Below are 18,539 nucleotides of genomic sequence, written 5' to 3'. Positions count from 1 at the left end.
TGTGCGTCCTGAAATGGACCATGCGGCCGGGACCGAGCGCAGGCGGTTGTTTGTCTATAATGGCGGGTTTCTTGCACAGCGACAAGTTCGCCGAATTTTATCCCTATCCGGCTACGACCTGAGGATTGGTCTGCCCGGAACCGACGATATGGTCGGGATTTGGGGCGACAGTCCCACATCGCATCGTGGAAGGCACATAGCCGAAAATCGCGATTCCCCGCTTCTGCGCGTCGAGGACGCTTTTTTGCGATCACTGCACCCCGGTCGCGAGGGCGAAGCACCGTTGGGATTGTTGCTGGATCGAGCCGGGGCTCATTTCGACCCTTCGAAACCATCAGATCTAGAGCAGCTACTAGCGACTCACCCACTGGATGACACCGCGCTTCTGGATCGCGCGCGCGGCGCAATCGAACGTTTGCGCGAACTAAACCTCAGCAAATTTTCCGCATTTGACCCGGAATGCGCCCCACCCGACCCCGGATATGTACTAGTGGTTGATCAAACGCAGGGCGATGCGGCGGTGAGGGCCAGCGCAGGCAACCCGGCGCGGTTTCGTGAGATGCTGGTCATGGCGCAAGAAGAAAACCCGGGTGCTCGGGTAGTCATTAAATCGCACCCTGAAAGCATCTCTGGTTACCGACAGGGTTTCTACTCAGATTCAGATCAAAATGAACGAGTGTCACTGCTGACTGATCCGATAAGTCCGTGGCCGTTGCTGGAAGGTGCAGTAGGTGTTTACACCTTGTCCTCTCAACTTGGGTTCGAGGCGATATTGGCTGGTCACAAACCAAGGGTGTTTGGGCAGCCATTTTATTCAGGATGGGGACTGACAAGTGATGAAAATCCCCTACCCCGTAGGCATCGGAACCTTACCAGGGCACAAATATTCGCCGCGGCCATGATCCTGTATCCCTCTTGGTACGACCCCTATCGAGATCAGCTGTGTCAGTTAGAGACAGTTCTGGACACTCTTGAGGCGCAGGTTCGTGCTTGGCGCGAAGATCGAAAAGGCTGGACTGCTTCTGGAATGCGCATTTGGAAACGTCGACACCTTCAAATGATGTTCGGGCGCGAGCAAAAAATACGATTTACGGGCGGTCCTCCATCGGATAGCGAACGCCCTCATATGACCTGGGCCAGACATGCGGGACAGGATCAAGACGTAACGCGTATAGAAGATGGGTTCCTTAGGTCCCGTGGACTTGGTGCCCAACTCGTGCCGCCAATGTCATTGGTGACAGACAATCAGGGCATCTATTACGATCCAACTCGCCCAAGTCAGTTAGAGGACTTGATCACAAGACGCGAAACTTTGCGCGCAGATCAAAGACTTCGTGCGGAACGCCTGACTGCGCGTTTGGTTTCGGATCGATTGAGTAAATACAATATCGGCAATTCCACTCCCGGCTTGCCGAAAGGTCACCGCATCCTTGTTCCTGGGCAAGTTGAGGATGATGCGTCGATACAGCTTGGAACTGGCAGTATCAGAACCAATCGAGATCTTTTGCTTGAAGTACGCAAAGCTAACCCGGATGCAATTCTGATTTATAAACCTCACCCCGACGTCGAAGCCGGTCTGCGAGAGGGACAGTTGGACGCAAACTATTCAGCAGATTATGTTGTCCAAGACTGTGATCCCGCGGAATTGCTGATCCAAGTAAATGAGGTTTGGACTATGACCTCTCTATTGGGGTTCGAGGCTTTACTGCGAGGTGTTCCGGTTACAACGCTTGGTGCTCCGTTTTATGCCGGATGGGGGCTGACAACGGATTTGGACAACGTTCCTGCCCGGCGCGGTGCCCGACCATCTCTGATGGGATTGGTGCATGCGACTTTGATCGACTATCCACGCTATCTGGACCCAATCACTGGGCAACCCTGCCCCGTCGAGGTGGTTGTGGATCGTCTGGCATCGCGGCAGCAGGCCAAAAGCGGCCTTGGCAATAGCTTATTGTCAAAACTGCAGGGGGCGCTGGCGACTCATGCGCACCTTTGGCGTTAAGCCGATCCAGCGCGTCCCCACCGATGCATGACGTCTCCGCCAATAACTGGAGCTTCAATCAGATCGAAACGCGGGGCACCGTCAAGCGAATCCAAGCCCAAAGAACCGATTGCTGGCAACCCCTCGGCGCCGATGGCTAACCCGGCACTGAACACCACAAGTTCATCCACTAAATCCTCGGCCAAAAGAGATGCCGAGAGCGCAGATCCGCCTTCACAGAACACTCGTGTTAGTCCAGCTTGTCCAAGTTGCTTTAACAAATCAGCGGCATCAATCTGATGGTCGTCCAATGCGCACGGGATCAAACGCGCACCCAAACCTTCCCATGTACGGGCCTTTTCCGCGTCCGGATGCGGCCCGTGACATAACCAAAGTGGAATTTCGGCAGCCGTGCGCGCCAATTGCCCAAGCAGGGGAAGATCAAGGTGCCGAGAAACAACAACTCTAACCGGTTGGCTGTCTATACCAAGGTCCCTGACTGTAAGTGAAGGATCATCGGCACGTGCTGTTCCTGCGCCAACCATCACCGCATCGTGACGCGCTCGCATTGCATGAACGGCCCGTCTAGCCTTGGGGCCAGTAATCCACTTACTGTGGCCAGTCCCGGTCGCAATTCGACCATCGAAGCTGCTGGCGAGTTTGAGTGTCACAAACGGCCGTCCCTGCTCTGTTTTTAGAAAGAAACCCGATAGATCGCGGGATGCCTGTTCCATCAAAACGCCGGTTGTTACTTCGACGCCAGCGTCTTGCAACATGGCAAATCCCTGCCCGGCCACACGTGGATCGCTGTCTTCGATTGCACTCACGACCCGGGCAACGCCAGCGTCGATCAGGGCCTGAGCACAAGGTGGGGTCTTTCCAAAATGCGCGCACGGCTCCAACGACACATAAGCCGTCGCGCCCCGCGCAAATTGGCCAGCCTGCGTCAGGGCCTCAGTCTCAGCATGCGGTCGACCACCAGCTTGCGTCCAACCTCGACCTACGATCCGCCCATCGCGCACAATAACACAACCGACCGAAGGATTTGGCCAACACACCCCTTGACCGCGCCGCCCAAGAGAAAGGGCCAACGCCATGAATCGCTTATCTGTTTCGCTCACTCGTCCGAATTAGGCTGCGGCGGGCGCAGCTCGTGGACAAATTCCTCGAAGTCATCGGCCGCCTGGAAATTTTTGTAAACACTCGCAAACCGAACATAAGCAACTGTGTCGATCCGGGCCAGCGCCTCCATGACGATTTCACCAATTTTGTTGGATGGAATGTCTGTGTCACCCATGCTTTCTAAGCGGCGCACAATTCCCGAAATCATCTGATCGATTCTTTCCGGATCGATTGGACGCTTCTGCATCGAGATGCGGATCGATCGCTCAAGTTTGTCGCGATCAAAATCCTCACGTTTTCCGTTGGTTTTAATGACGACGAGATCGCGCAGCTGCACCCGTTCGTACGTGGTGAAACGGCCACCACATGCAGGACAAAATCGACGCCTGCGGATCGCGACGTGATCCTCCGCCGGGCGTGAATCTTTTACCTGAGTATCAATATTTCCGCAAAACGGGCAGCGCATACGCCGTCTCCTCGTCCCTTTTTCCGCCTCTTATTGTAAGCGCTTCGGCTCACTTATCCACAACTATAGGGCAGCCGCTAGAGTTTGGGTAGTCGGAAATTTCAACCGCAAGATAAAGGGGTCATGCGAAGTGGGCGGCTACTTTGCGGTTATGTGGAGCATTGCGGTGCTCGAACAGGAATAATCCTTGCCAAGTACCAAGTGCCAGATGACCATTTGAGACCGGAACCGACAGTGACACCGGCAACATTGCAGCCTTGATATGCGCCGGCATGTCATCTGGCCCTTCATAAGTGTGACACAGATAAGACATTTCGGGATGATCCGCAGATGGCACCAACCTGTTGAAGTATGCGCGAAGGTCCATCTGCACATCAGCATCAGCGTTTTCCTGAATCAGCAATGAACAGGAGGTGTGGCGTACGAACAGCGTTAACAAGCCATCCCCCGCGATCTGATTGACCCATTCACTAACAGAGCCGGTGAACTCGTAAAGTCCGGCTCCGTTTGTATTAATGACGAACTCGCTCAACATTTAAAAACCTGACCTCGTCATCGCAAAATCGGGATTGCGCGGCACCTTCCATTCGCTCCTTGCACAGACATGCTTTCGCCCACAGCAAATGCCTGAAACGAGCTGTTCTGTTGCGGAACATTTGTAGGCATTTTGAGAGAGAACTGAACGGCAGTGCGACGACCCGTTGTCACACTAGGGCCATAGCCGCGCAGAACATATATCCGCTGCTGCCAACCTGCACCAAGCTTTCTGCGTGCGAAATCAGCAGCAGCACACCAATACCCGTCGACATCCTGACGCGCCCGCGGGATCACTTCAAAATCCGTGGAATTCATAGGTTCCGTTCTATACCCGTTCGGAGCAGAACTTGCTGCAGTCGGAACAGTCAAAGCAATCGCCGCGGCGATTGAATAGGCAAAAAAACTTTTCATCTTTAACTTCTTTCATGTTGGAACATGAATGGTAGACTAGGCCTTATCTCCAGGTAAAAAAGTACACCTCACGCACTTTTAAGCGTGATCCGTATCATCGTGAAATCGAGTTAGCCAGTCGTGATTTCGGATCAACCTATCCAACCCCGATCATAATGGCATATTGCGGCACGATTTGATTTTGTTGTGTCGGGGAGCCCACTGAGCGGGTTGGTAATCCGCACATTCAGGCTCTGCCCCATCCCCATAGGGTTCTTACCCGACAACGCGGCAAACTTATTCTCACCCTGCCATCCCGTCTTGGTCGCGTCTGACAGTTCTTTTCGAATTCCAGCCAAAAACGTAAGTGTCGGCGACATAAATGCTCGTTCTTTGCGGATATCTACTAATTTTTGCTAACAAAACGTTTTCAGATGGGCTTGACGTTTGGTCAAGCCGACGGTCAGACATTAGTATGGATGTAGATATTGCAAGGATTCAATTACTCACCCGTGTCTTGGAAGACCGCACACAGGATCCAACATTGGTGGATCAGGTCTTGCAAGACAGCGGTTTGAGCAGATCTGAAATTGCGCCACCTGCAACGACTTACAACTCCCACGGAGAAGCGCGGTTTGTACGAAAAGCATGTGACGCGGTTGCGGACATCACGTTCGGCGCGCAAGCCGGATTGCAATTCAGTTCATCTTCAAGTGTCACCGCATATATCAGCAAATATTCGCGTGATCTGAAACAAGTCTTGGAAAACACTTCGCGTTTTCACAAGATCATTGACCCCTCGCTGGCATTCAACCTGCATGTGTCGGGAAATTCCGCAACTCTGGAGGCGGAATGGAAGGATGCAACGTTTTCTCGTTATCACAGAAGGACCGAATTCCTTCTGTTCGCAGGAGTTGCACGGATGAGGGCGCTGACCCAAGTGAACGTTCGTCCAATCCAAATGCGTTTTCAGCATGAGGTCGGGCGTCACGCTGCAGCATATGAGAAAATCGGCGGGTTCCCGGTGGAGTTTGGCACAGAGCGACTGGAAATCATCCTTTCGCTGGAATCGCTGGATCTACCAGTGCCAACCTATGATCCCAGTTTGAGGGAGCATTTATTGGAATATGGCGAAAGACTATTGGCCGAACGGTATTCAGCTAGACCAAAATCCCGGGCATTGGTCGAAGGCTTGGTTACCCGATGCATGCCGGGCTGCATCCCTAACGTAGAAAACGTGGCTGCCGAACTTGGCTTCAGTACTCGAACACTTGCGCGTCGCTTGACGGACGAGGGCACGACGTATCGGGAGATTGTCGACGATCTCAGGTGTGATCTAGCCCAGACCTTCATCAAGAACGGTATGAACCTTTCTGAGATATCCTATTCCCTAGGCTACGCCGATCAGGCCGCATTTTCGACCGCCTTCAAACGGTGGACCGGTCAGTCTCCTTCCGCTTTTCGTGATCGCGTCGATCATCCTTTGCGGCCGGGATGAGGATGGCCGGGGGTCATCAGCGCGTTCAACCTCACCCCGGCCCGTCCCGTGAGTGGACACAATCGATATAAATGCCAGAGCATAACCGTCCTTGCGACTTCGCGCCAATATTATCCGATTTCCAGCCAAAGTGAGTTTGGTTGATAATTGGAAACGCCAAGAAAAAGGCGCCCGATTTGGGCGCCCATTTTTTACTGATCTAGAAAGGACCGCAGTTTTCGCGATCTGCTGGGGTGTTTAAGCTTGCGCAGCGCTTTGGCCTCAATTTGACGAATTCGTTCGCGGGTAACGCTGAATTGCTGACCCACTTCTTCCAACGTGTGGTCGGTGTTCATTCCGATACCAAATCGCATCCGAAGAACCCGTTCTTCGCGTGGGGTGAGCGAGGCTAAAACTCGCGTTGTCGTTTCTTTGAGGTTCTCTTGAATGGCGCTGTCCAGAGGCAGCACAGCATTCTTATCCTCGATAAAGTCACCAAGCTGGCTGTCCTCTTCGTCGCCAATCGGCGTTTCCAGAGAGATCGGCTCTTTGGCGATTTTCATCACCTTGCGCACTTTCTCAAGCGGCATCTGCAGCTTTTCAGCCAGTTCTTCCGGCGTCGGTTCACGACCGATTTCGTGCAACATTTGGCGACCAGTCCGAACCAACTTGTTGATCGTTTCAATCATGTGGACCGGAATACGGATCGTTCTTGCCTGATCCGCGATCGAGCGCGTTATCGCCTGACGGATCCACCAAGTCGCGTAGGTCGAAAACTTGTAGCCACGGCGATACTCAAATTTATCCACCGCTTTCATCAAGCCGATGTTACCTTCCTGAATTAGATCAAGGAATTGCAGGCCACGGTTCGTGTATTTCTTGGCGATCGAAATAACGAGGCGCAGGTTCGCTTCGACCATTTCCTTCTTAGCCTGACGCGCCTCTTTCTCGCCTTTCTGAACTTGCTGGACAATGCGACGGAATTCGCTGATGTCCAGACCAACATACTGTCCGACTTGAGCCATATCGTTGCGCAATTCCTCAACCTTGGCAGTTGAGCGTTCGATGAACATTTGCCAACCCCGGCCCGGTTTTTCCGCCATCTCGGCCAACCAGTTCGGATCGAGTTCACGACCCCGGTAAGCATCAATGAATTCACGACGGTTGATACGCGCCTGATCCGCCAGCTTAACCATAGAGCTGTCCAGCGACATGATGCGACGGTTGATACCATAAAGCTGATCAATCAGTGCTTCGATGCGGTTGTTGTGCAAATGAAGACCATTAACCAGCTCAACGATTTCGGCACGAAGCTTCTGATAAGTCTCTTCGTCTTTATCGGTAAAAGATCCGTCTTCGTTCAACGTGGCAGAAATCCTGCTGTCCTGCATTTCTGACAGCATGGCAAAGTCGGTGGAAATGCGTTCCAGCGTTGTCAGGACCTGATCCTTAAGCGCAGCTTCCATTGCCGCCAGGGACATGTTGGCTTGATCGTCTTCGTCATCGTCGTCATCAGAAGCAATCGGATTGCCGTCCGCATCCAATTCCGGCCCGGTGTCTTTTTCAGGTTTTACCGCTTGCACTGCAGAGGTATCGACAACCGGTTCTTCGACATCGCCGTCTTCGTCCATCTGGTTACCAAAAGTGGTCTCCAAATCGATAACATCCCTCAATAGAATGTCCTCGGACAGCAATTCGTCATGCCAGATCGTGATCGCCTGAAATGTAAGCGGGCTTTCACACAAGCCCGCGATCATAGTATTGCGACCAGCTTCGATCCGCTTAGCAATGGCAATCTCGCCTTCGCGGCTCAGTAACTCAACCGAACCCATCTCGCGCAGATACATTCGGACAGGGTCGTCGGTTCTGTCCAGCTTTTCAGTCTGCGCACCAGCCAAAGTTACTTCACGGTTGGTGTCTGTGGCTACAAGTTCGGTAGACCCCTTGTTCTCTTCGTCTTCAGCCTCTTCATCTTCGATGATATTGATGCCCATCTCGGACAACATCGACATAACATCTTCAATTTGTTCTGAACTGACCTGATCGGGTGGCAACACCTGATTAAGCTGGTCATAGGTTATGTAGCCTTTCTCGCGGGCTTCGGCGATCATCTTCTTGACCTGAGCTTGGCTCATGTCCAGCGAGATTTCCTGTTCCTGCTCGTCGGATTTGCGGTCTTCGTTCGTATCCTTGGCGGCCATTCAATGCTCCTGCAGGGATGGGTGATTCGTTAGAACCGAATCATTAGCGCATAGAAGTGATTCGGCCACCCGTTTACCCGTTTTTCTTTACCAGTGCCTTATGAAAACATCACTTACTGGCGTTTACGTTCGAATTTGATACCTGACATGATTGCCGCGAATGCATCCTTCTCGTCACGGTTGATTCGCGCTCCGTTATCGGCAACGTCGAAATGACCCCTGTCTTTGTTCTGACTCCGACTTGCTTGATTACGTTCCTCGGCGGCTTGAGCCAACCGATAAGTCAGCGCTTCGTCGTCCAAATTAGACAGCTCCTCGGCAGCTTCGGCAATTTCGGCATCCAACCCCCGGAGCGCTTTGATTTTTGCGAGTTCCTCGGCCAGTGTCATCTCGGCCTTTTCAACGTCGCCTGGTTTGAACACACAGGGGATTACAGCGACATGGCGAAGGTTCAAAAGGTTTTCAAGGGCCTGTGATCCCAAAGTTTGAACAATGTGCTCTCTCAGATTTTCCGGGTCTTCAATCGCATGCCTCAGGACGGCATCGCGAAGCTCAGCGTGGTTAGGATTCTGACATTCCATATCCTCGAGCTGATGCTCGAATTGAATGACAACTTGCGGGTTCAAGATTGCGATGGCCAAGATAGCCGCTTCGCGCAGTTGGATATCAGCGTTTTCCGAAGAGGCAAGAAACGATGCGCGAGCACCAGGTGATGCTGGCTGCTGTTGTGGCTGCCACTTGCCGCCCGATTGCCAGTTGCGGTTTGGCCTTCGTTCCGGACGGAACAATTGCCAGCGTAGGTCTTTGATTTCCTGCCCATAATGGGAACGAATCGACGGATCACGGATTAGCTTGATCTTTTCACGAAGGGATTTGTCCAACGCCGCTTTGCGTTCAGGACTGTCAAAAACCTTTCCTTCAACTTCCCTCTGCCACAGCAACTTGACCATTGGAACGGCGCCATCCAATACCGCCTGTACAGCCTCTGTACCTTCGGCCCGCAGCAAGTCATCGGGGTCCTTTCCTTCTGGCATAAGGGCAAAACGAAGCGACTTACCGGCCTCCAGCATTGGCAAGGCCAGATCTACGGCCCTCATTGCCGCACGTAATCCTGCTGTATCGCCGTCCAGAGCAATAATTGGTTCGTCTGCAATACGCCAAAGCAAATTCAACTGGTGTTCAGTTATCGCAGTACCCAGTGGTGCGACTGAGGCTCCGAAACCTGCCTCTGCCAGAGCGATAACGTCCATATAACCTTCGGCAACAATCAGGGGATGTCCCTTCCCCGCTGCTTGCCGAGCAGGCCCGTGATTGTACAAGCTCCGGCCTTTGTCAAACAAATCTGTTTCTGGCGAGTTCAGGTATTTTGCATTGTCAGTGGGGTCCAACGCACGGCCACCAAAGGCGATACATCGCCCACGTGAATCGCGGATAGGATACATAATTCTATTGCGGAAAGTGTCATAAGGCTTTTTGCCTTGGTTCGAAGGTTTAGCCAGCCCTGCGCCGATGATCAAATCCTCGGTCACGTTCTTGCTGCGCAAGTGGTCCCACAAACCCTGCCAGCCATCGGGGGCGAAGCCAATTTCCCAACGGTCCAATGCTTGCGCATCTAGGCCGCGACGCGTCAGGTATTCTCGGGCGGCGGTTCCAGCACCAGTCTTCAGCTGGAGTTTGAAAAATTGGACCGCCTGTTCCATCACATCAGCAAGTTGAGTTCTACGATCCTGTTTTTCCTGCGCCTTCGGATCGCGCGCTGGCATAGGCATTCCAGCTTCACGCGCAAGAATTTCAACTGCTTCGATGAACGAGACGTTCTCGGTCTCTTTCACAAAGCTAATTGCGTCCCCCTTGGCGTGGCACCCAAAGCAATAATAGAATCCCTTTTGGTCGTCGACGTGAAATGAGGCCGTCTTTTCGTGGTGGAACGGGCAAGGCGCCCACATATCACCCTTGCCCTGATTGGATTTGCGCGCATCCCAGGTAACTTTCCGCCCGACAACCTGCGACAGGCTTAGACGCGTACGCAATTCATCCAGGAATCCGGGGGGCAAAGACATATGTCAAACCTGACAGAAACCGGAACGCCCGCCAAGGGCACGAAGCCGGATTGTCCACAGCGAATTTCGCTGCCTGTGGATTATTGTTGTAAACACAACTCCAACCAAGCGGCACCTAAGTTCTTGTTTCTTACGTCCCGCATTTTCTGTTGATAGACCCAAGGCGTTATCAACGGAATTGCAGCATTGTAATTTTCAGGCCAAGATGGATTGCCGTCAGCCACCGCTTGGGCGACATCCCGTTCTTTCACCTTGTTAAGCCGAGCTTGTTGAATAGCGTAGACAACATCCGACTGATATCGGCAGCTTTGTGCTTTCGTCTCCTGAGCAACCGTAGGGGTGGCCAGCAGGATAGCGACGATGGCAATACGCAACATTGATGTCTCCCGGATTCGTTTCTTTGCGCGCAGTTTAGCTGCGCGATGCGACACCTTCCATGGCCCTTTTCAAATCGTGAACCAAAGTGTGCACCATGGATCTGAAAACCATGATCTGAAAAGCTTTTTCTCCGACACGTGTCACGGAAGCCGACATATGGAACAATAAAGTTCGCGCCGTGTGCCCGCGTTTAAAGCTTGTGCTTCGCAAATCAACCGGCACCAATCGCGCCAGGACATCTTCGACCGCGGGACCCTCAAGCCGCACTACTGCCCAAGCATCAGTTTGATCAACAACGGCGGCGAGTTCCGACAATGCTCTGTTCGGTTCAGGACCCACTAACATAGCTTGTGCATGGCCAAACCAAACAGCCCGCGCACTTAACTTTCCCGTGGCACGATTGGCCGCTGGATAGGCCATCCCATGCGCAGACTTCATGGCCGCCGACAGCGCCTTTTTCTGTCCTTTGTAGGGAGAGACCGAATGGATCACGCCGACATCTTCCTCGCTCAGCGTAACGGATCCGATAGTGATTGGCAGAATTCCATCGCAGGGCGATTTGGCGATCAGATTAACCACGTACGCGTCCTCCGTCAGGATCAAAGAACACCGGATTTGTAACCTCACACAAGGTTGTCACACCTCGCAGGTGATCGACCATCTTAACGATTTCACCGTATCGCTCGGGTCCATCCGCAAGAAAAGCAAGGCCAAGCATCGTCTCCAATGTAGGAGAGTAACAGACCGATGTCACATATCCCTGATCGCTGGTGCGTACTGGCTCGGCCTCTTCATTGTAAAGATGGGCGCCGGCCAGTAATTGCTTGCTTTCACCGATGGGTTTGAGGCCCACCAGACGTTCACGCCCCGCTTCTTCCAACCCTGGTCTTTCTGACATTGTTTTGCCAATACAGTCCTTTTTTTGGGAAACCATCCTACCCATGCCTACGTCGTAAGCCGTTGTGCGGCCATGGATTTCAGCATGAGTGATAAATCCCTTCTCAATCCGCAAAACGTTGAGCGCCTCCATACCGTACAAGCCGCCGCCCAGCGCCTCGGCTCGCTCTGAGAGGACATCGAAAAGGCTAGCGCCATAGCTTGCAGGGACGGCGACTTCGTAGGCATGTTCGCCCGAAAACGAGATACGGAACAAACGCCCGAGGATACCCAGAACCTGAACCGACCCACAAGCCATAAACGGCCAGCCTTCGTCGTCGATAGTTTCCTCGATAAGTTCATCCAACAAGTCACGTGACTTTGGACCCGCAACGGCAAATTGCGCCCATTGTTCTGTGACAGACGTAAAAGAGACGTCCAAGTCAGGACGCAATCCTTGATGCACGAATTCCAGATGCTTCATGACATCGCCCGCACCGGCGGTGGTCGTTGTCATGACATAGTGGTTTTCGCCAAGCCGCGCCGTCGTGCCATCATCCATGACATATCCATCTTCACGTAGCATCAGACCATACCGGACGCGACCGACCTTCAAAGTCGAAAACACATTGGTGTAAACAAAGTCCAGAAACGCGCCCGCATCTGGTCCCTGAATGTCAATTTTGCCCAAGGTTGAAACATCGCATACGCCAACCGCTTGGCGCACCATGTTGACTTCGCGATCGCAAGACTGTCGCCACGTCGTTTCGCCCTGCTTAGGGAAATAGCTTGGGCGGTACCACAACCCTGCTTCGATCATAGGTGCATTGCGAGCGACCGAAGCATGATGCGAAGTGGTGAAACGCTGCGGTTTGAACCCAGAGCCTTCGGCCCCTGCGCCAAACGCGGCAATTGCAATCGGGGAATATGGCGGGCGGAATGTTGTTGTTCCCGTCTCAGGAATGCCCCGCCCTGTTGCGTCTGCAAGAATTGCCAGAGCTGCCACGTTCGAGTTCTTGCCCTGATCGGTGGCCATCCCTTGCGTAGTATAACGCTTCATGTGTTCGACCGAACGGAAATTCTCGGTTGCCGCCTGTTTGACATCCTTGACTGTTGCGTCGTTCTGAAAATCCAACCACGCCCGTCCTCTGCCGGGTACTGACCACAATTGAGTAATTTCATATGGTGCGTTCTCAGCATCAGGTGCCGAAACATTCGGTGTTTTCAAACTCAATGCAGTCAGCGTGGCTTTGGCAGACTCGATCCCCTGCCGTAAGCAAGCTGCGGTGCTAAATGCGCCGTTGCAGGCACCAGCCGCAATCATGCCAGGAACTGCGTCCGGGCTTGGAACGAACGCAGCCAGCTCTCGATCCCAAACCGGGCGTCCATTCATGTGGCAGGTCAAATGAACCGAGGGGTTCCACCCGCCAGTCATTGCAAGGCAATCGGTGTGAATGCGATCTTCGCCGCTCGCGCGACGAACAGTGATGGACTCTAGTCCTGTTCGGCCCGCGCTACCGCAGACCTGTGCACCTCGAAGCACCTGATAATCATCCGACAAAGGCGCGTCGTGGCGGCTGTCGATAACTGCGGCTACATGAACACCTGCCGAAAGAAGGTCCCGCGCGGTTCGATGTATATCGTTAGTGTTGCCGAAAATGGTTATGTTTCGCCCGGGGCTGACTCCCCAATGGTTTAGGTAAGCGCGGACGGCTCCGGCCGTCATTATTCCCGGCCTGTCATTGTCGCGAAATGCGATTGGGCGTTCCAAAGCTCCCGCAGCTAGGATTGAACGTTTTGCTGAAATTCTCCAATAGGTTTCCAGCGGAGCGCCATCGGGTCGATCGTTGGTATGGTGAAGCACTCGCTCTAAGGCGGAAAAAGTACCTTGATCGTAAGCACCCGAAACCGTGGTACGCGTCATCAGGCGAACATTGTCCATTGCTCGAAGCTCGTCGAGAACTTCATCAACCCAGATGTGACCCGCTTTGCCGTCTACCGCATCGGTTTCCGCCAAAAGACGTCCGCCCATAAGGGCGTTTTCATCAGCTAGAATTACGTCAGCGCCGGCTCGTCCGGCAACCACAGCAGCCATTAATCCGGTCGGCCCCGCGCCTATCACTAAAATGTCACAAAAAGCGTACGCGCATTCGTATTTATCGGAATTGTTCTGGCCAGACAGCGCACCCAGCCCTGCAGCACGGCGAATGATGGGCTCATACAGTTTTTCCCAAAAACTCTTCGGCCACATAAAAGTCTTGTAGTAGAATCCCGCACCAAGAAATGGCGCGGCCAGATTATTCACCGAAAGCAAGTCAAAGTTCAAACTGGGCCAACGATTCTGGCTGCGGGCGGACAGGCCAGAATAGATCTCTTGCATGGTTGCACGAACATTCGGTTCCTGCGTGCCTCCTTGGCCTACTGTAACCAACGCGTTCGGTTCTTCGCTGCCAGCCGTTAATACGCCCCGAGGCCGATGGTACTTGAAAGAGCGCCCCATCAAACGTTGTTCGTTTGCTAACAAGGCTGAAGCCAGAGTGTCGCCCTGATACCCTGAATAACTGACACCGTCGAATTCAAATTCGATTGGTGAATTGCGGTCTATCAAACCCTTCCCGTCAATCCTCATGACCGCGCCTCCGAGGCATGCTCAGTACGCAAAATCTCATGCGTCACAGTGTTTCGGGTTACAACAATCCAAGCACCGCATCCCCCTTCGTGATACCAAAGTTCACGTGTTTCACCCGCTGGGTTTTCGCGGAGATAGACAAACGCGTCCCAAACGTCGGCACCAGCACCCGGCAACGGACGTTCCAGATCCACTGCGGCTCCGCGATAATAGAACTCGCGGCGGTCTCGCTCACCACAAAATGGACAGCTGATCCTCATGTTCCATATCCCTGCTTCGTCTTTTCACCGGAATTCAAATCTGGCATCACAATCCTCAATGCAGGTTGTGCTGAGAGCCTTTGCCCTCTTCGTCGATGATGCCCCGCCCCGTACGGAAACGGTCGAGCCGAAACCCGGTAGCGTTTTCATGATATCGATCGGTCGCGAGCAGATGGGCAAAGACGTTGCCAGAACCCGGCACCGCTTTGAAGCCGCCGTAATTCCATCCGCAGTTCAGATAGAGTCCTTCGATGTCTGTCCTATCGATTATTGGGGATCCGTCCGGCGACATGTCCATAATCCCACCCCACGACCGCAGCACCTTGGCTTTGCCGATCATCGGCATTAGGGCCATGCCCGCTTCCATTACGGTCTCTACCGTCGGCAGGTTACCTCGTGCCGCGTAGGAAGCGTAGAAATCAAGGTCGCCACCAAAAACTAATCCGCCCTTGTCGGACTGGCTTATATAGAAATGCCCCATACCGAAAGTGACGACATGATCGATGCACGGCTTCAACCCTTCGGTCACAAAGGCCTGAAGTACGTGGCTTTCTATCGGCAACCGCATCCCAGCCATTGCCGCAACCTGACCTGAACGACCAGCAGCAACCATCGCAACTTTCTTAGCTCGGATCGGGCCGCGCGAGGTCTGCACACCCCGCACCACACCATTCTCGACATCGATTCCTGTTACTTCACAGTTTTGTATCAGGTCTACGCCGCGTTGATCCGCTCCGCGAGCAAAACCCCAAGCTACAGCATCATGCCGCGCTGTGCCGCCGCGTGGGTGGTAAAGCCCGCCATAGAGCGGAAACCGTAAATCATCGAAATTCAGGTAAGGCACCATTTCCTTCAATTCGTCCCGGCCAAGAAGGATTGCATCGTCACCTTGACTAATCATCATGTTGCCCCGGCGCGCTGCTGCATCACGTTGTCCGTCAGAGTGAAACAGATTAATGATGCCCCGCTGCGAGTGCATGACATTGTAGTTCAAATCTTCTTCCAACCCCTCCCACAGTTTTAGGGAGTGGGAGTAGAATTCAGAATTGCCCTGAAGAAAGTAGTTCGCCCGCACAATCGTGGTATTGCGTCCGACATTGCCGCCACCGATGTAACCCTTTTCCAATACGGCCACATTTGTAAGGCCGTGCTCTTTTGCCAAATAATACGCAGTGCTCAGACCATGACCTCCGCCACCAATGATAACGATGTCGTATTCGACCTTCGGCTGAGGATCGCGCCAATGTGGCGTCCAGCCTTTATTGCCGGTCAGTCCCTCCTTGAGGACGCGCAAGCCGGAAAAACGCATTCGAACCTCCCTGCGGCTGTGTTGGCATCAAACCAACTCTGGTTAGCAGTAGCAACGTCTCAGGTTGGTTCCACCTCCGTTTTCGACCCGCATTTGCCTGTGCGCGACGAAATCTATCGCACTGCAGTTCAAATAACGATTTCAAAAGCGAAGTTGAAATGCGACTCCAGCAATTGGAGCAGTGTCATAACTTTGGCGACTAACCTCGCGCCCCGCCGCGTTTTCCAGTTTCAGTTCGCCATTTAGTTCGGCTCCAGCAAACGCAGTGAAAGACACACCTGGATTGGGGGCATATTGTAAGGACAAAACAACCGGAATACTGCTGTCTTCGCCGATACCATCCGGCGCCAAGCCTTCATCATCCAGTTGGAAACGAATGCTCTCGGATCGTACCGCCATACCTACTTTGACTGCGTCAGAAACCGCGTATTCCAATGAAACACCGGGGCCTTGCGTCGCGCCCAAACCGCTACCAGTACTCAGGTTCCATCTTTCGGCAAAAGTCCAATCCACAAGAACGGCCGGGAAGACTTCCAGATCATCGGTGCCAATTTCCGAGAAGACTCCAAGCGCCGGTCCGATCCGTAAATTGGGACTTAATGCCCACGAAATTCCGCCAAATACGCCGTAGGTGAAACCGTCCGATGCGCTGGCACCACGCTCGTAATCCCACCTTAACTGAGGGGAAATCAAAACACTTGCGCCGCCATCCAACGCAAAACGCAACGGCACCGAAATCCGTATGTCGCGGACATCCTCCCACGGCTGGTTTCCGGGGAATCCAAAATCGTAGCTGAACTGTCCGTAGCTTAAAACCAGCCCCGCAAACGAACCGTCCGCGAACCGATTGATGATGCCCGTTCGCAAAAAAGCCCGCGATGCGCTAAAGTCGCCACCATCATCAAGGTCGGCTTTGCCCTGATAAACGGCTAGACCGTCGACTATGCCGCCCCAACCGATAGGTTGTTGCGACTGGGCGGCGCCAGCGGCAAAATTTGCCGCAACTGCTATAGCGGCTACGGCGATCTTTTCTGAAACTATCATCTGCTCTGAGTCCTTCTTGGCTTTCTGTGAGCCAGTTGAAAAGGTATGGCAACCGAACCTTTCGTCCATGTCCGGTTACCTTTTTTCGTGTCGTCAGAGGCCTTTAGCGCGATAGCTTTTCGAGACCCTATCGATAGCAACGATATAGGCCGCGGTACGCAGGTCCTCGACGTCGTCGCGATCATGCCACACCTCACTCATAGCCTGATAAGCGATACGCATGGTGTCATCGAGCCCCGAACGCACTAGTTCCAGTTCATCTGCACCCTTTAAGTATTTGGACTTAAAATCTGGAGACATCGACCAAGCGTCTCCGAGATACCTATCGAGCCTTTGCAGCTCGCTTACGATCAACTCGTGACGCGCCTCTTCCTGTCTGCGCTGCATTCTGCCAAATCGAATGTGACTCAGGTTCTTGACCCATTCAAAGTAGGACACCGTTACCCCACCCGCGTTGGCATACATATCCGGTATGATAACCGTCCCCTTTTTACGTAGTATTTCATCGGCTCCAGCAGTCACCGGACCGTTGGCTGCCTCGATAATCAAAGGTGCCTTGATGCGCTCGGCGTTGGACATGTTGACAACGCCCTCCAGAGCCGCCGGAATAAGGATGTCACATTTTTCTTCCAGCACAGCGCCGCCTTCAGCAGTATGCGTGGCGTCCGGATAGTTTTTTACGCCACCATGCTTGACGATCCATTGGCGCACAGCTTCGACATCGATCCCATCTGGATTGAACAGTGCGCCATCCCACTCAATGATACCGATGACACGTGATCCATCTTCTTCACTCAAGAATTTTGCGGCATGATAACCCACATTTCCCAACCCTTGAACGATCACTCGCTTCCCGTCCAATGAACCAGATAGACCTGCCTTTTGAACATCCTCGGGATTTCGGAAGAACTCCCGCAGAGCGTATTGAATTCCGCGACCCGTGGCCTCAACGCGTCCAGCAATCCCTCCCGCATTCAGCGGTTTTCCCGTAACACAGGCCCGAGCATTGATATCCGTGGTGTTCATCCGCGCATACTGGTCGGCCATCCAGGCCATCTCGCGCTCACCTGTTCCCATATCCGGGGCGGGAACGTTCTGTGACGGATTGATCAGGTCGCGTTTGGCCAATTCGTAGGCAAAGCGACGGGTGATTTGCTCCATCTCATGTTCTTCGTATTGCCGCGGGTCAATGCACAACCCCCCTTTCGAGCCTCCGAATGGTGCCTCTACCAAGGCGCACTTGTAAGTCATCAACGCGGCAAGCGCTTCCACTTCATCTTGGTTAACCGCAAGCGCATAGCGAATACCGCCTTTTACCGGCTCCATATGTTCAGAATGAACCGAGCGATAACCAGTAAATGTGTGTATCTGGCCCCGAAGCCGTACACCGAAGCGAACTGTATAGGTTGCGTTGCAAACACGGATCTTTTCCTCCAGACCCGGCGGCAGGTCCATCAAAGACGCCGCCCTGTTGAACATCAGATCAACGCTCTCGCGAAAACTTGGTTCTTTAATGCCGGTCATAAATTCCTCCGTGCTGGTAAATGACAAACGTCATGACTTTTTGTCGCACCACTAAGCCTGTGCTGCAATTCTCATCTGCACTTTTTTTCACCAATTTACGAAGAACCCGTTACGGCCAATGGTGAGTCGGCTGAACTAAAAAACGGCGCGCCATTGTCAAAATTCGGGAAACAAAGAGGGCGAATTCGTCCGCACTCAAGACAAATATCTTTTAATAATAACATTATAGCATCCTAATGGCCCAAATCTCGCCACGATCCGAAACTAATTTATCGTCGTCGCAAA

General features: G+C 53.1%; 16 protein-coding genes. 2 read left to right on the top strand and 14 right to left on the bottom strand.

Annotated features, from left to right (window positions below):
* Positions 1-13 precede the first annotated feature (13 nt).
* Positions 14-2,002, top strand: a complete 1,989-nt coding sequence (locus AC2FNV_RS01920) for a capsule polysaccharide biogenesis protein (protein WP_170604311.1) — start codon at positions 14-16, stop codon at positions 2,000-2,002.
* On the opposite strand, the gene ribD is transcribed toward AC2FNV_RS01920, so the two are convergent.
* The 5 genes from ribD to AC2FNV_RS01895 all read right to left on the bottom strand — a co-directional run bounded on the left by ribD (position 1,999) and on the right by AC2FNV_RS01895 (position 4,876).
* Complete coding sequence (gene ribD, locus AC2FNV_RS01915; protein ID WP_170603866.1) at positions 1,999-3,102, bottom strand: bifunctional diaminohydroxyphosphoribosylaminopyrimidine deaminase/5-amino-6-(5-phosphoribosylamino)uracil reductase RibD; 1,104 nt, start codon at positions 3,100-3,102, stop codon at positions 1,999-2,001. The two genes, AC2FNV_RS01920 and ribD, sit on opposite strands and share 4 nt — an antisense overlap.
* Positions 3,099-3,569, bottom strand: a complete 471-nt coding sequence (gene nrdR, locus AC2FNV_RS01910) for a transcriptional regulator NrdR (RefSeq protein ID WP_170475967.1) — start codon at positions 3,567-3,569, stop codon at positions 3,099-3,101. Before nrdR ends, ribD begins: the two co-directional genes overlap by 4 nt.
* A gap of 121 nt (positions 3,570-3,690) precedes the next feature.
* A complete protein-coding gene (locus AC2FNV_RS01905; protein ID WP_170603867.1) occupies positions 3,691-4,104 on the bottom strand; it encodes a secondary thiamine-phosphate synthase enzyme YjbQ in 414 nt (137 codons plus the stop codon).
* A 17-nt stretch (positions 4,105-4,121) separates the two neighbouring features.
* Positions 4,122-4,517 carry a hypothetical protein gene (locus AC2FNV_RS01900; RefSeq protein WP_170603868.1) on the bottom strand — a complete coding sequence of 132 codons (396 nt, stop codon included), beginning with the start codon at positions 4,515-4,517 and terminating at the stop codon, positions 4,122-4,124.
* A 131-nt stretch (positions 4,518-4,648) separates the two neighbouring features.
* A complete protein-coding gene (locus AC2FNV_RS01895) occupies positions 4,649-4,876 on the bottom strand; it encodes a hypothetical protein (RefSeq protein ID WP_170603869.1) in 228 nt (75 codons plus the stop codon).
* A gap of 95 nt (positions 4,877-4,971) precedes the next feature.
* Between AC2FNV_RS01895 and AC2FNV_RS01890 the strand changes: the two genes are divergently transcribed.
* Positions 4,972-5,994 (top strand): helix-turn-helix domain-containing protein, encoded by a 1,023-nt coding sequence (locus tag AC2FNV_RS01890; RefSeq protein WP_170603870.1) that lies wholly within the window; start codon positions 4,972-4,974, stop codon positions 5,992-5,994.
* Positions 5,995-6,185: 191 nt separating this feature from the next.
* Here the strand turns inward: AC2FNV_RS01890 and rpoD are convergent, their stop codons facing one another.
* The 9 genes from rpoD to AC2FNV_RS01845 form a co-directional block, all read right to left on the bottom strand.
* Positions 6,186-8,174, bottom strand: a complete 1,989-nt coding sequence (gene rpoD, locus AC2FNV_RS01885) for an RNA polymerase sigma factor RpoD (protein WP_170475976.1) — start codon at positions 8,172-8,174, stop codon at positions 6,186-6,188.
* 113 nt (positions 8,175-8,287) lie between these two features.
* A complete protein-coding gene (dnaG, locus tag AC2FNV_RS01880) occupies positions 8,288-10,234 on the bottom strand; it encodes a DNA primase (protein WP_170603871.1) in 1,947 nt (648 codons plus the stop codon).
* A gap of 80 nt (positions 10,235-10,314) precedes the next feature.
* A complete protein-coding gene (locus AC2FNV_RS01875) occupies positions 10,315-10,611 on the bottom strand; it encodes a hypothetical protein (protein WP_170475980.1) in 297 nt (98 codons plus the stop codon).
* Positions 10,612-10,645: 34 nt separating this feature from the next.
* Positions 10,646-11,191 (bottom strand): sarcosine oxidase subunit gamma, encoded by a 546-nt coding sequence (locus AC2FNV_RS01870; protein ID WP_170603872.1) that lies wholly within the window; start codon positions 11,189-11,191, stop codon positions 10,646-10,648.
* The gene (locus AC2FNV_RS01865; protein WP_496772243.1) at positions 11,184-14,117 is read right to left on the bottom strand and encodes a sarcosine oxidase subunit alpha family protein; all 2,934 of its coding nucleotides are present in this window, start codon (positions 14,115-14,117) and stop codon (positions 11,184-11,186) included. The genes AC2FNV_RS01870 and AC2FNV_RS01865 overlap by 8 nt, the downstream gene beginning before the upstream one ends.
* Entirely contained in the window at positions 14,114-14,377 is a 264-nt protein-coding gene (locus AC2FNV_RS01860) for a sarcosine oxidase subunit delta (RefSeq protein WP_170475986.1), read from the bottom strand. Before AC2FNV_RS01860 ends, AC2FNV_RS01865 begins: the two co-directional genes overlap by 4 nt.
* A gap of 55 nt (positions 14,378-14,432) precedes the next feature.
* Positions 14,433-15,686 (bottom strand): sarcosine oxidase subunit beta family protein, encoded by a 1,254-nt coding sequence (locus AC2FNV_RS01855; protein WP_170603874.1) that lies wholly within the window; start codon positions 15,684-15,686, stop codon positions 14,433-14,435.
* Positions 15,687-15,827: 141 nt separating this feature from the next.
* Complete coding sequence (locus AC2FNV_RS01850) at positions 15,828-16,799, bottom strand: hypothetical protein (RefSeq protein WP_496772240.1); 972 nt, start codon at positions 16,797-16,799, stop codon at positions 15,828-15,830.
* Between the two features lie 24 nt (positions 16,800-16,823).
* A complete protein-coding gene (locus AC2FNV_RS01845) occupies positions 16,824-18,254 on the bottom strand; it encodes a Glu/Leu/Phe/Val family dehydrogenase (RefSeq protein WP_170603875.1) in 1,431 nt (476 codons plus the stop codon).
* Between the last annotated feature and the right edge of the window lie 285 nt (positions 18,255-18,539).

It is taken from the genome of Ruegeria sp. BHSA163 (assembly GCF_059613365.1).
The sequence above is the reverse complement of the archived record's forward strand: the minus strand, read 5'-3'. Positions and strand labels throughout refer to the sequence as shown.

Coding starts and splice junctions, on each gene's coding strand:
- AC2FNV_RS01905 (WP_170603867.1), bottom strand. CDS start 4,104: ATGTTGAGCGAGTTCGTCATTAATACAAACGGAGCCGGACTTTACGAG.
- nrdR (WP_170475967.1), bottom strand. CDS start 3,569: ATGCGCTGCCCGTTTTGCGGAAATATTGATACTCAGGTAAAAGATTCA.
- AC2FNV_RS01845 (WP_170603875.1), bottom strand. CDS start 18,254: ATGACCGGCATTAAAGAACCAAGTTTTCGCGAGAGCGTTGATCTGATG.
- AC2FNV_RS01875 (WP_170475980.1), bottom strand. CDS start 10,611: ATGTTGCGTATTGCCATCGTCGCTATCCTGCTGGCCACCCCTACGGTT.
- AC2FNV_RS01900 (WP_170603868.1), bottom strand. CDS start 4,517: ATGAAAAGTTTTTTTGCCTATTCAATCGCCGCGGCGATTGCTTTGACT.
- AC2FNV_RS01895 (WP_170603869.1), bottom strand. CDS start 4,876: ATGTCGCCGACACTTACGTTTTTGGCTGGAATTCGAAAAGAACTGTCA.
- AC2FNV_RS01860 (WP_170475986.1), bottom strand. CDS start 14,377: ATGAGGATCAGCTGTCCATTTTGTGGTGAGCGAGACCGCCGCGAGTTC.
- AC2FNV_RS01850 (WP_496772240.1), bottom strand. CDS start 16,799: ATGGACGAAAGGTTCGGTTGCCATACCTTTTCAACTGGCTCACAGAAA.
- AC2FNV_RS01920 (WP_170604311.1), top strand. CDS start 14: ATGGACCATGCGGCCGGGACCGAGCGCAGGCGGTTGTTTGTCTATAAT.
- dnaG (WP_170603871.1), bottom strand. CDS start 10,234: ATGTCTTTGCCCCCCGGATTCCTGGATGAATTGCGTACGCGTCTAAGC.
- AC2FNV_RS01890 (WP_170603870.1), top strand. CDS start 4,972: ATGGATGTAGATATTGCAAGGATTCAATTACTCACCCGTGTCTTGGAA.
- AC2FNV_RS01855 (WP_170603874.1), bottom strand. CDS start 15,686: ATGCGTTTTTCCGGCTTGCGCGTCCTCAAGGAGGGACTGACCGGCAAT.
- AC2FNV_RS01865 (WP_496772243.1), bottom strand. CDS start 14,117: ATGAGGATTGACGGGAAGGGTTTGATAGACCGCAATTCACCAATCGAA.
- rpoD (WP_170475976.1), bottom strand. CDS start 8,174: ATGGCCGCCAAGGATACGAACGAAGACCGCAAATCCGACGAGCAGGAA.